The sequence below is a fragment of the Stenotrophomonas sp. OVS01A genome (assembly GCF_019969775.1).
GTDB classification, from domain to species: domain Bacteria; phylum Pseudomonadota; class Gammaproteobacteria; order Xanthomonadales; family Xanthomonadaceae; genus Stenotrophomonas; species Stenotrophomonas indicatrix.
Genome location: NZ_JAHXYV010000007.1, coordinates 15,227 through 27,262, shown reverse-complemented (window position 1 = coordinate 27,262; position 12,036 = coordinate 15,227). Strand labels below are relative to the sequence as shown.

The 12,036-nt window shown below is 67.3% G+C and carries 15 protein-coding genes; 10 read left to right on the top strand and 5 right to left on the bottom strand.

What is annotated here, in order from left to right; translation table 11 throughout:
* Positions 1–111: 111 nt before the first annotated feature.
* The 10 genes from LC407_RS18465 to LC407_RS18420 all read left to right on the top strand — a co-directional run bounded on the left by LC407_RS18465 (position 112) and on the right by LC407_RS18420 (position 8,143).
* Entirely contained in the window at positions 112–507 is a 396-nt protein-coding gene (locus LC407_RS18465; RefSeq protein ID WP_025877898.1) for a diacylglycerol kinase, read from the top strand.
* A 33-nt stretch (positions 508–540) separates the two neighbouring features.
* The gene (locus LC407_RS18460) at positions 541–1,290 is read left to right on the top strand and encodes a TerC family protein (RefSeq protein ID WP_025877899.1); all 750 of its coding nucleotides are present in this window, start codon (positions 541–543) and stop codon (positions 1,288–1,290) included.
* A 255-nt stretch (positions 1,291–1,545) separates the two neighbouring features.
* Entirely contained in the window at positions 1,546–2,706 is a 1,161-nt protein-coding gene (locus LC407_RS18455) for an MFS transporter (RefSeq protein WP_223483374.1), read from the top strand.
* A 607-nt stretch (positions 2,707–3,313) separates the two neighbouring features.
* A complete protein-coding gene (locus LC407_RS18450) occupies positions 3,314–3,934 on the top strand; it encodes a LemA family protein (RefSeq protein ID WP_025877902.1) in 621 nt (206 codons plus the stop codon).
* Between the two features lie 3 nt (positions 3,935–3,937).
* The gene (locus LC407_RS18445; RefSeq protein WP_025877904.1) at positions 3,938–4,822 is read left to right on the top strand and encodes a TPM domain-containing protein; all 885 of its coding nucleotides are present in this window, start codon (positions 3,938–3,940) and stop codon (positions 4,820–4,822) included.
* Complete coding sequence (locus tag LC407_RS18440; RefSeq protein WP_223483373.1) at positions 4,822–5,316, top strand: TPM domain-containing protein; 495 nt, start codon at positions 4,822–4,824, stop codon at positions 5,314–5,316. The genes LC407_RS18445 and LC407_RS18440 overlap by 1 nt, the downstream gene beginning before the upstream one ends.
* Before the next feature lie 84 nt (positions 5,317–5,400).
* The gene (gene lgt / locus LC407_RS18435; protein WP_223483372.1) at positions 5,401–6,288 is read left to right on the top strand and encodes a prolipoprotein diacylglyceryl transferase; all 888 of its coding nucleotides are present in this window, start codon (positions 5,401–5,403) and stop codon (positions 6,286–6,288) included.
* Complete coding sequence (locus LC407_RS18430) at positions 6,285–7,079, top strand: thymidylate synthase (RefSeq protein WP_223483371.1); 795 nt, start codon at positions 6,285–6,287, stop codon at positions 7,077–7,079. The genes lgt and LC407_RS18430 overlap by 4 nt, the downstream gene beginning before the upstream one ends.
* Positions 7,076–7,639 carry a hypothetical protein gene (locus tag LC407_RS18425; protein ID WP_025877910.1) on the top strand — a complete coding sequence of 188 codons (564 nt, stop codon included), beginning with the start codon at positions 7,076–7,078 and terminating at the stop codon, positions 7,637–7,639. The genes LC407_RS18430 and LC407_RS18425 overlap by 4 nt, the downstream gene beginning before the upstream one ends.
* A 12-nt stretch (positions 7,640–7,651) precedes the next feature.
* Positions 7,652–8,143, top strand: coding sequence for a dihydrofolate reductase (locus tag LC407_RS18420; RefSeq protein ID WP_059066048.1), 492 nt, complete (start codon positions 7,652–7,654; stop codon positions 8,141–8,143).
* 48 nt (positions 8,144–8,191) lie between these two features.
* Here LC407_RS18420 and LC407_RS18415 read toward each other — a convergent pair whose 3' ends face one another.
* Genes LC407_RS18415 through pdxA form a run of 5 tightly spaced genes read right to left on the bottom strand, consistent with a single transcriptional unit; the run spans position 8,192 to position 12,033 of the window.
* Entirely contained in the window at positions 8,192–8,836 is a 645-nt protein-coding gene (locus tag LC407_RS18415; RefSeq protein WP_025877912.1) for a DUF1287 domain-containing protein, read from the bottom strand.
* On the bottom strand, positions 8,833–9,840 hold the full coding sequence (locus LC407_RS18410) for a symmetrical bis(5'-nucleosyl)-tetraphosphatase (protein ID WP_059066049.1): 1,008 nt from the start codon (positions 9,838–9,840) through the stop codon (positions 8,833–8,835). Before LC407_RS18410 ends, LC407_RS18415 begins: the two co-directional genes overlap by 4 nt.
* Before the next feature lie 15 nt (positions 9,841–9,855).
* Positions 9,856–10,239: a Co2+/Mg2+ efflux protein ApaG gene (apaG, locus tag LC407_RS18405; protein WP_025877914.1), complete on the bottom strand. Its 384-nt coding sequence runs from the start codon at positions 10,237–10,239 to the stop codon at positions 9,856–9,858.
* 13 nt (positions 10,240–10,252) lie between these two features.
* Entirely contained in the window at positions 10,253–11,056 is an 804-nt protein-coding gene (gene rsmA, locus LC407_RS18400; protein WP_025877916.1) for a 16S rRNA (adenine(1518)-N(6)/adenine(1519)-N(6))-dimethyltransferase RsmA, read from the bottom strand.
* Positions 11,053–12,033, bottom strand: coding sequence for a 4-hydroxythreonine-4-phosphate dehydrogenase PdxA (gene pdxA, locus LC407_RS18395; RefSeq protein ID WP_059066050.1), 981 nt, complete (start codon positions 12,031–12,033; stop codon positions 11,053–11,055). The genes rsmA and pdxA overlap by 4 nt, the downstream gene beginning before the upstream one ends.
* Positions 12,034–12,036 lie beyond the last annotated feature (3 nt).

The window sequence follows — 12,036 nt, the reverse complement described above, 5'->3', positions numbered from 1 at the left end:
CCGCCCTTGTGGCAAAATGGGGGCTGTCTGCCTATCCCTGTGCACCCATGATTTCCTGCCGTGCGTCTGAGCGGTCGCTGCGCCGCGCCCCTGTTGCTGGATCCATCACCCGTGGCTGATCAGTTCGGCCACATGCCCCGCGGCCCGCGCCGCATCTTCCAGGCCGCCCGCTGGTCCTGGCAGGGCCTGCGTGCTGCCTGGCTGCACGAGTCCTCGTTCCGGCTGGAGGTCTACCTGCTGGTGCTGCTGACCCCGCTGGCGATCTGGCTGGGCCAGACCCCGGTGGAGCGCGCGCTGATGATCGGCTCGATGCTGCTGGTGCTGGCGATGGAGCTGGCCAATTCGGCCATCGAGGCGGTGATCGAGCGCTATGGCGCGGAAATCCACGAACTGGCCGGCCGCGCCAAGGACATGGGCTCGGCGGCGGTGTTCGTGCTGATGATGAACGTGCTGCTGTGCTGGGCCCTGGTGCTGGTGCCGCGGTTGTTCCCGGCCAGCGTCGGCTGATCCTTCTTCCTCCCCCCTTGTTGAAGACTTCCCATGTCCCTTGAGCTTCTCGCCGATCCGAACGTCTGGTTGACCCTGTTCACCTTGAGCGCGCTGGAAATCGTGCTCGGCATCGACAATCTGGTGTTCATCTCCATCGCCGTCAGCAAGCTGCCCGAAGAGCGCCGCCCGTTCGCGCGCCGCCTCGGCATCGCCGTGGCCTGCATCACCCGTATCGGCCTGCTGGTCTCGCTGGCGTACCTGGCGCACATGCAGGCGAACCTGTTCACCGTGGCCGGCATGGGCATCTCCATCCGCGACCTGGTGCTGATCGTCGGTGGCCTGTTCCTGATCATCAAGGGCTGGATGGAGATCAAGGAGATGATCACCGGTGGCGAGGACGAGGACCCGACCACCACCAAGACCTCGGCCGTGTTCGGCTACGTGATCGCGCAGATCGCGGTCATCGACATCGTGTTCTCGCTGGATTCGGTGATCACCGCCGTCGGCATCGCCGACCATGTGCCGGTGATGGTGGCGGCGATCCTGTTGTCGGTGGCGGTGATGCTGCTGGCGGCCAACCCGCTGGGCCGCTTCATCGATGCCAACCCGACCGTGAAGATGCTGGCCCTGGCCTTCATCCTGCTGATCGGCGCGGTGCTGATCCTGGACGGCCTGGACGTGCACGTGCCCAAGCCCTACATCTACGCCGCGATGGGCTTCTCGGTGCTGGTGGAGTGGCTGAACCTGCTGATGCGCCGCCGCGCACGCGAACACCACGTGCCGGGCGCCGGCGACTGGTAAGCAAGCGAGACAGAACCCCCGGCCCGGCCGGGGGTTCTGCGTTTCAGGCGCCGCTGCGCTCGCCGGGCATGGCCCGGCGCTACCGAAGCGTGGGCCATGCCCGGCGTGGCTTCTTCCCGCAATGCCGGCTTGCACCTTCCACTTGTGAATCGGGATCAACACTGTTTTCCCGCGTAGTGGCTTACTCCCGGCCGGCAAAGCGCGCAGGCTACGCGCTCATTTTCCACAGGGCCTGCCCCCACGCAGGCAACCCCCATGAATTCCAGAGCCGCATTGCTGGCCCTCGCCGTCGGCGCCTTCGCCATTGGCACCACCGAGTTCACGCCGATGGGCCTGCTGCCGGTCATCGCCAACGGAGTGGGGGTCAGCATCCCCACCGCCGGCATGCTGATCACCGCCTATGCGGTGGGCGTGATGCTGGGCGCACCGGTGATGACCCTGCTGATGGGACGCTTCGGCAAGCGCACCGCACTCATGCTGCTGATGTCGATCTTCGTCATCGGCAACCTGCTGTCGGCGCTGGCCCCGAACTACGGCCTGCTGCTGCTGTCACGGCTGGTGACCAGCCTCAATCACGGTGCGTTCTTCGGCATCGGCGCGGTGGTCGCCGCCAGCCTGGTGCCGAAGGAGAAGCAGGCCGCGGCGGTGGCGACGATGTTCATGGGCCTGACCATCGCCAACATCGGTGGCGTGCCGCTGGCGACCTGGGTCGGCCAGCAGCTGGGCTGGCGCCTGGCCTTTGCCGGCACCGCCGTACTCGGTGTGGTTGCGATCACCGCGTTGGCCATGGCACTGCCGCCGTCGGCCGCGGGCGCGCGCCCGGATGTGCGGCGTGAACTGAAATCGATCATGCAGCCGCAGGTGCTGCTGGCGATGGCCACTACGGTGCTGGGTGCAGGTGCGATGTTCACCCTCTACACCTACGTGGCGCCGGTGCTGACTGAACTGACCGGTGCGTCGAATGCCTTCATCGCGCTGTCGCTGGCATTGATCGGCATCGGCTTTACCTTCGGCAACGGTATTGGCGGGCGCCTGGCCGACTGGTCGCTGGACGGCGCCACCCGGATCCTGCTGGCGGTACTTGCGGTGCTGATGTTCGTGCTGCCGCTGGCTTTCATGAGCCAAGCGACTGCGGCGCTGGGTGTACTGCTGTTCGGTGCGGCGACCTTCGCCATCGTGCCGCCGTTGCAGATCCGGGTGATGCAGGCGGCCAGCGAGGCGCCGGGCCTGGCGTCGTCGATCAACGTCGGTGCATTCAACCTCGGCAATGCACTGGGCGCGGCGCTGGGTGGTGCGGTGATCAGCCTGGGGCTGGGGTACGCGGCGATTCCGGTGGCCGGTGGCCTGCTGGCAGCGTCGGCGCTGCTGCTGGCGTGGCTGGGGCGGGCACGCGCGCCGGTGGCTGAGGCTTGCTGAGAGATGTGTTCCGGCAGGGCTGCGCCCTGCACCCGCAGAGGCGGTAGTGCCGGCCGCTGGCCGGCAACCTCAACAGCAACGGCGGGCATTCCGTGGGATGGCGGGGTGGGTCAGCTTGCGGGGGACGCTGCAAGTACGTCCCTGTAAGCTCGGTCGCGCCATCCATGGCGCTCACGCCCCCGCAAGCTGACCCACCCCGCCTTCGACAGTGTTCCGCGATCTGTCGGGACGGCATTCTGTGCTGCTGTTGGTAGGTGTCGACCTTGGTCGACAGATCCACGCCATGCGTGGATGGCAGGCATCAGGAATGTCTGAAGAATCGGTTTTCGCTTTTGATTTTTCTTTTTCTTTTGATCTTCCCGCGGTGCGCAGGAAACCGTCCGTGGCCGGGAGGGTGGGTTGGCTGGGGGCGTGAGCCGCATGGATGCGGCGACCGAGCTTACATGGACGTACTTGCAGCGTCCCCCAGCCAACCCACCCTCCCGGCCCACCCGAGCTGGCTGGACCACACCGCGGAGGGGGCGGCGCCCGATGGCCGGCACTCTCCACACGTCCGTTAACACCGACCATGGCATGCTCGGCGCTCAGTCCACCCGGAGCCTAGGCCATGCGCCTGTTGACCCGCCTCATCCCATTATTGCTGCTGGCCTCCCTGCTGTCCGGCTGCGGCTACAACGCCATCCAGCAGAAGGACGAAGCGGTCAAGGCCAGCTGGTCCGAAGTGCTCAACCAGTACAAGCGCCGCGCCGACCTGGTGCCCAACCTGGTGCAGACCGTGAAAGGTTTCGCCAGCCAGGAAGAACGCGTGCTGACCGAAGTCACCAACGCCCGTTCGCGCGTTGGCCAGATCAACGTCAACGCCGACGATGAAGCCTCGCTCAAGCAGTTCCAGCAGGCCCAGGGCGAACTGGGCAGTGCGCTGTCGCGCCTGCTGGTGGTTACCGAGAACTACCCGGTGCTGAAGTCCGACCAGAACTTCCGCGACCTGCAGGCGCAGCTGGAAGGCACCGAGAACCGCATCACCGTTGCCCGTGGCCGCTACATCCAGCAGGTCCAGGACTACAACACCTACATCCGCTCGTTCCCGCAGCTGATCACCGCCAAGATCTTCGGCTACCAGCCCAAGCCGAACTTCACCGTGGAAAACGAAGCGCAGATTTCCAACGCGCCGGCGGTTGATTTCGGCAACGCGCCGCAGCAGCAGCCGGCCCCGGCTCCGGGCCACTGACCGATGCGCCTGGCCGCCACACTGCTGGCCCTGCTGCTGTGGCTGCCGATGACCGTGCAGGCGCAGACGCTGGCGCCGATTCCGGCGCTGGATTCGCCGGTGGTCGATACCACCGGCACCCTGGATGCCGCGCAGAAGCAGGCGCTGGTGCAGCAGGCGCTGGACCTGCAGCAGCGCAAGGGCAGCCAGATGCAGGTGCTGGTGGTGCCGACCACGCAGCCGGAAGACATCGCCCAGTACACCACCCGGGTGTTCGATCAGTGGCAGATCGGTCGCAAGGGCGTGGATGACGGCGTGCTGCTGGTGGTGGCCAAGGACGATCGGCGGGTGCGTATCGAACCGGGCTATGGCCTGGAAGGTGCGATTCCCGACGCGATCGCCAACCGGGTGATCCAGGAATACCTGGTGCCACGCTTCCGCGCCAATGACTATGCCGGTGGCATCACCGAGGCCACGGCGGTGCTGGTGAGGATCATCGACGGCGAAGCCCTGCCGGCGCCGGTCAGCAGCCAGCAGGGACGCGCCCCGGACGGGGGCGGTGATACCTGGATCCTGGCGTTGTTCATCGGCGTGTTCGCCGGCAGCATCCTGCGCGGCGTGTTCTCGCGGGTACCGCGTCCGCTGCGCGGCCTGCTGGGTGGTGCTGGAGCGGCGGTAGCCGCCTTCCTGTTCACTTCCACCTTGCTGGCCAGTGGCCTGGCCGGCGTGGTGGGCCTGGTGGTGGCGATGTTGTCCGGCCATCCGGGGCGTTTCGCCGGTGGTGGCGGTTGGGGCGGAGGTAGCTGGGGCGGCGGCGGCTTCGGCGGCGGGGGTGGGTTTGGCGGTGGCGGCGGCTGGGGCGGCGGTGGTGGCCGTTCCGGCGGCGGCGGCGCGTCGGGAGGCTGGTGATGATCCAACGTCTGTGCAGGCATCTGTTTTCGCCATCGGTACGGCGGGCGTTCCCGCCGGCCACGCTGCAGGCGATCACCGAGGCGATCGCCGCGGGCGAGCAGCGCCATGGCGGCCAGGTGATGTTTGCCGTGGAGGCCGATCTGCCACTGCATGCGCTGTGGCACAAGGTCACCCCGCGGCAGGCGGCCGAGCATGCCTTCGCGCGCCTGCGCACCTGGGATACCGCGCACAACAACGGCGTGCTGATCTACCTGCTGCTGGCCGACCACGCCATCGAGATCGTGGCCGACCGTGGACTGCAGGGGCGGGTCGCGCCCGAGCAGTGGCAGCGGGTCTGCACGCATCTGCGCGAAGGCCTGTGCGGCTCGCAGCCGGTGGCGGCGCTGCGCGATGCCATCGACGAGGTTTCCTCCCTGGTGGAAGGGCACTTTCCGGCCTCGGCGCGGTCCGATCAGGACGGCCTGCCGGACGCGCCGCAGATCCTGGGCTGAAGCCCGGCAATCGGGCGACGGCGGCCACGACGAGGCCGCTCCCGGGCGGCGCTAGAATATCGGCATCCCTGCAAGGCGCCCTTCATGATCTATTTCCACGACATCGACCCCATCGCCCTCTCGTTGGGACCGATCAAGGTGCACTGGTACGGCATCATGTACCTGCTCGGCTTCACCGCCGCCTGGCTGCTGGGGCGCAAGCGGATCGCCGACGGGCGCCTGCCGGGCGTCGACGCCAACGGCTTCTCCGACCTGCTGTTCTACGCCATGCTCGGCGTAGTGCTGGGCGGGCGCATCGGCTACATGCTGTTCTACGCGCTGGGCGATTTCCTGCACAACCCGCTGCTGCTGTTCAAGGTGTGGGATGGCGGCATGAGCTTCCACGGTGGCCTGCTCGGCGTGATCGCGGCCTGCTGGTGGTGGTCGCGCAAGCATGCGCTGCACTTCTTCGACACCATGGATTTCATGGCGCCACTGGTGCCGCTGGGCCTGGGCTTTGGCCGCATCGGCAACTTCATCGGCGCCGAGCTGTGGGGCAAGTACACCGACGGCCGCTGGGGCGTAGTGTTCCCTTCCGGCCTGCCGGCACCGTTGAACCAGCTCGATCACGCCACCCTGCAGTCGCAGTTCGCCAGCGGTGCGCTCAACCAGTTCGCGCGCCATCCGTCGCAGCTGTATGAAGCGCTGCTGGAAGGGCTGGTGATGTTCGCGGTGTTGAGGACGGTGTCGGCCAAGCCGCGCCATCGCTATCTCATCGGCGGCCTGTTCGCGCTGCTGTATGGCATCTTCCGCTTCGCCGTCGAGTTCGTGCGCATGCCCGACAACGGCGTCTACGTGGCCTTCGGCTGGCTGACCAAGGGCCAGATCCTGTGCGTGCCGCTGATCGCCTTCGGCCTGGTGCTGCTGGTGATGTCGCGCCGCGCGCCGGTGCTGCAGCCGCAGCCGCTGGTGACGGCGGAGGGCAAGGCATGAAGGCCTACTTGGACCTGCTCTCGCACGTGCTCGAACACGGCGCGGAGAAGAGCGACCGCACCGGTACGGGCACCCGCAGCGTGTTCGGCTGGCAGATGCGCTTCAACCTCAACGACGGCTTCCCGCTGGTCACCACCAAGAAGCTGCACCTGCGCTCGATCATCCACGAGCTGCTGTGGTTCCTGAAGGGCGATACCAACATCGGTTACCTCAAGGACAACCAGGTGCGCATCTGGGACGAGTGGGCCGACGAGAACGGCGACCTCGGCCCGGTGTACGGCAAGCAATGGCGCAGCTGGGCCACGGCCGACGGCGGCGAGATCGACCAGATGCAGTGGCTGGTGGACGAGATCAAGCGTAATCCGGATTCGCGGCGGCTGGTGGTCAGTGCCTGGAACGTGGGCGAGCTCTCGCAGATGGCGTTGATGCCGTGCCACAACCTGTTCCAGTTCTACGTGGTCGACGGCAAGCTCAGCTGCCAGCTGTACCAGCGCAGTGGTGACATCTTCCTCGGCGTACCGTTCAATATCGCCAGCTACGCATTGCTGACCCACATGGTGGCGCAGGCCACCGGCCTGGGCGTCGGCGATTTCGTGCACACGCTGGGCGACGCGCACCTGTATTCGAACCACTTCGAGCAGGCCCGCGAGCAGCTGTCGCGTGAACCGCGCGCGCTGCCGACGCTGTGGTTGAACCCGGAGGTGACCGATCTGTTCGGCTTCCAGTTCGATGACGTCCGCATTGATGGCTACGATCCGCATCCGGCGATCAAGGCGCCGGTGGCGGTATGAGCGCGCGCCCACGCGTTGCGGCACTGCTGGCGTTGGCTGGCCTGGCGCCGTTGAGCCTGGTGCAGGCGGCGCCTGCAGACACCCTCGCATTGGCCCGGCAGGTCAACGAGCAGATCGTGCACAAGCACATGCGCGGGGAATTGCAGCGCTTCGTCCGGACGCTCGATGGCAGCGCGCCACTGCCCAGCGACATGCCGGCCGGCTGCCAGGCACAGGTGCGCGAAGCGGTGACCGGCATGTACGCGGCGATGGCCGAACACCTGAAGGCTGGCATCGAAGAACCCGCCTACCAGCATGAGCTTGAGCAGCGCCTGGCGGTGGTCTATTCCAGCAAGGATCTGCAGGGATTCCTGGCGCGCAGCGGCAGCACCGACGTTGCCACGCTGTCCAGGGACATCCTGTCGGGACCGGGCCTGAAGGAGATCGAGGACGCGCAGATGGACAGGATCCTCGAAGGCCTGGACGAGAATTCCACGTCGAACCCGGCGCTGGCTGCGGCGCTGCGCGCGGCCAGTGCCGCCAACGAGGCCTGTACACGCCTGCAGATCGACGCCGGCTGAGGAGGCCGCACCATGAAACTTTCGATGATCGTTGCACTGGATCGCAATCGTGGCATCGGCCAGGGCAACGCCATGCCCTGGCACCTGCCGGACGATTTCAGGCACTTCAAGGCGTTGACCCTGGGCAAGCCGATCCTGATGGGGCGCAGGACCGCCGAATCGATTGGCCGCGTGCTGCCCGGCCGAACGAACCTGGTGCTGACCCGCAGCGGCCAGGTGCCGTTCGAGGGCATGCGCGCGGTGGCCTCGCTGGACGAGGCGAAAGCGATTGCAGAGGGCGAGGGCGCCAGCGAGCTGTGCATCATTGGTGGCGGCGAGATCTTCCGCCAGCTGCTGGACCAGGCCAGTGATCTGTACCTGACCTGGGTGTATGCCGAAGTACCGGCCGATACCCATTTCCCGGAGGTGGATGAGCGCCTCTGGCAGGAGGTGGCCAGTGAGCCGCACCCGGCCGATGAGCGTCACGCCTACGCGTTCCGCTTCGTGCATTACGTCCGCCGCTGAGCGCGGCGTCCTGTAGAGCCTGGCCGTGCTCGGCTCTACAGGATCGTTCTACGGCATCCGGTAGTGGCCGATGATGGTGTGCTGGAACAGCAGGTTCTCTTCCCGCGTACCGCGCGCGATGTTGTGCAGTACCAGCGGCGTACCGTCGGCCAGGCGCCGGTCGGAAACGATGCCCACGTGCAGCAGGCCGTTGCCATTGAGCTTCCAGGCCACGATGTCGCCGGCAGCGAAGTCGCTGGGAAGGGCACTGATCGGTTGCTGCCAGCCGTGGCGGTCGAACCAGCGCATCAGGTTGGGCACGCGCCGGTGGTCGATGTTCCGATCCGGTCGGGACAGGCCCCAGAGGGGCGGATAGGCGCTGAAATCAGCGCGCATGTCTTCATTCACGCGGACCTGCAGGTCCAGCCCCTGCGTACGCAGGGCGCGGACCACCACGTCGGTGCATACGCCGCGATCAGCGGGCACGTCGCCACCGGGGTAGGCCAGTACCTGATAGGCAGGGTCGTAGCGGGTGGTGACGCCGACCTGTGCGCGTGCGGCAGCGACCAGCGGCGGCGAAGGTGCAGGAGCTGATGCAGGGGCGGCGGTAGCGTCGGCGCCGGCAGTCGCTGGCGACGATGAGGGCTGGCAGCCGCTGGCCAGGGCCAGCGTCAGCAGCAGCACCGTCCATGGTGCGCGGTTGCCGGGCGTCATGCCGAAGGAGGCGTTCCGTTGTTGTTGCCACCACCGCCACCACCACGGCGGCGGCGGCGGCGCGGACCACGGTTGCCCGGGGCGCCAGCCGTTGCAGCGTTGCCGTTGCCCTGGCTGTTGTCCTTGCCTGCCGTGCGCTCGTGTGCCGGTCGCGCGGGCGGCCGCGCGTTGGCGACCGGTGCCGGTACGTCGCGTCCCGGTACCTGCACCACGCGCAGCTCATCGGTGTCGAGCTGGATCGCGGTGAGCTTGCCACCCCACACGGCACCGGTGTCGATCGCGTGGATGCCCTGGGTGATGGTCAGGCCGAGCGCGGACCAGTGGCCGCAGACCACCTTCAGGTCGCGCTCGACCCGGCCCGGCACTTCGAACCAGGGATACAGCCCCTGCTCCTGGGTGCCCGGCGTGCCCTTGTCCTCGATGCCGATGCGGCCGCGCGAGGTGCAGTAGCGCATGCGCGTGAGCACGTTGATGATCGCCCGCGAGCGCTCGTAGCCGGTCAGGTTCGGCGCCCAGCTGGGCTTGTCGCCGTACATGTTGCGGAACAGCTTGCGGTAGCCGGCGCCGTGCAGCTGCACTTCCACTTCGGCCGCATGCTTCTCGGCCATCTGCGTGGTCCACTTCGGCGCAAGGCCGGCATGCACCATCATCCAGCCAAGCTCGCGGTCCACGTGCACCAGCTTCTGCAGGCGCAGCCAGTCCAGCAGCACATCGCGGTCTTCGGCCTGGACGATGCGCAGCAGGTCCGGGTTGACCTTGCGCTGCTCTTCCTCGGTTCGCGCACCGACGGCCAGCAGGGAAAGGTCGTGGTTGCCGAGCACCACCACGCTGTGTTCGCGCAGCGAATGCACCAGCCGCAGGGTTTCCAGTGACTGTCCACCGCGGTTGACCAGGTCGCCGCAGAACCACAGGGTGTCCTGCGCCGGATCGAACCGGATCTTCTCCAGCAGGCGCTGGGTTACGTCATAGCAGCCTTGCAGGTCGCCGATCGCCCATACACTCATCGTTCGGCCTCCGTGTCAGTGCAGGGTGCGCGGGATGGCCAGCACGAAGGGTGCGACCGGCGCGGCGAATTCGGTGCCGTCGTCGGCCACCATGTCGTAATGGCCCTGCATCGTGCCGTGCTCGGTGCCGAGCATGACACCCGAGGTGTAATGGAAGTCTTCACCCGGACGCAGTCGCGGCTGTTCGCCGATCACGCCATCGCCATCGACATGCTCGACGCGGCCATTGGCATCGGTGATGCGCCAGTGGCGTGCGACCAGGCGCGCGGCAACGCGGCCCTGGTTGTGGATGCGGATCGTATAGGCGAACGCATAACGACCGTCTTCCGGCGCGGATTGGTCGTCGAGGAAGCGCGGGGCGACTTCGACGGAGATGGCATAAACGTCAGCGTCTTCCATACCGGCAGTGTAATCAGGTGGCATTGGCCAAAGCGATGAATTCAGCCACGTCCAGCTGTTCGGCGCGGGCATCGGGGCGCACGCCGGCGGCCACGAACTGCTCGGCGCTGACCACGTTGTTCAGGGCATTGCGCAGGGTCTTGCGGCGTTGGCCGAAGGCGGCCTTGACCACCTCGGCGAAGCGCTTGTGGTCCTTGATGTCGATGCTGGCCGGGTCGCGCGGTACCAGGCGCACCACGGCCGAATCGACCTTCGGCGGCGGCCTGAACGCACCCGGCGGCACCACGAACAGCGAGGTCACCTCGCAGTAGGCCTGCAGCATCACGCTGAGGCGGCCGAACACCTTGCTGCCGGGACCGGCAGCCATGCGGTCGACCACTTCCTTCTGCAGCATGAAGTGCATGTCCGAGACCACCGCAGCATGTTCCAGTGCATGGAACAGGATGGGCGAGGAGATGTTGTAGGGCAGGTTGCCGACCAGGCGGATCGGCTGTCCGTCGGCCAGCTCGGTGAAATCGACCCGCAGCACGTCGCGGTTGACGATGGTCAGTTCACCCAGGGGCTCGGCGGCGGCGGTCAACGGCGCGATCAGGTCGCGGTCGAACTCGATCACCGTCATCTTCGGGTGCACGCGCAGCAGCGGCAGGGTGATCGCACCCTGGCCCGGGCCGATCTCGACCAGGCGGTCGCCGTCCTTGGGATTGACCGCCATCACGATCTTGTCGATGTAGTAGCGGTCGGCAAGGAAGTGCTGGCCGAGCTGCTTCTTGGCCGGGGCGGAAAACACCGGGCCGGAGGGGGAATGCGGGGAAGTCATGTGCTCAGTGTACGTTGCCGCGCCAGCCGCGCACACAGCGTTGTGGCGGCCCGCAGGCTGGAAGGATCGGCAATGCCGCGGCCGGCAAGATCCAGCGCGGTGCCGTGGTCGACCGCCACGCGCGGATAGGGCAGGCCCAGGGTCAGGTTCACCGCCTGCTCGAAGCCGGAGTACTTCAGCACCGGCAGGCCCTGGTCGTGGTACATGGCCAGCACGGTGTCGAAGCCGGCCAGCTTGGCCGGCAGGAACGCGGTATCGGCCGGCAGCGGACCGATCAGGTCCATGCCCTCGCTGCGCAGGCGCTGCAGCAGCGGGATGACCAGATCCAGTTCCTCGCGGCCGAGGTGGCCGTCTTCGCCGGCATGCGGGTTCAGGCCAAGCACGGCGATGCGCGGTGCGGCCAGGCCGAACTCGCGGCGCAGCGCGGCATGCACGGTGCGCAGGGTGTGTTCCAGGCCGGGCGCGGTGATCGCATCGGCAACCTCACGCAGCGGCAGGTGGGTCGTGGCCAGGGCAACGCGGACGATGTCGTTGGCCAGCATCATCACCACCTTCACCCCGGCCTGGTCGGCCAGCAGTTCGGTGGTGCCGCTGTAGGCGATGCCGCCCTGGTTGATCACCGCCTTGTGCACCGGGCCGGTCACCACGCCGTGCAGTTCACCGGACAGGCAGGCCTGGCCCGCACCGAGCAGGGCGCCGATCACCGCACCTGCGTTGGCAGGGTCGGTATGGCCGAAACGGCTGGGGGCGCTGTTGGCGACGGCGCGCAGGCGCAGATCGCCGGGGACACGTGCGTGTGCGTCCTCGGGCAGCAGTTGCAGGGGCAGATCCAGCGCGGCTGCGGCCGCGCGCAGGGTGTCCGGATCGGCGAATGCCAGCAGCCGGCAATCATCGCGCGGCTGCTGGACCAGTCGGACACACAGTTCCGGGCCGATCCCGGCGGGCTCGCCCGGTACCAGAGCGAGCTCGGGGAGCATGGC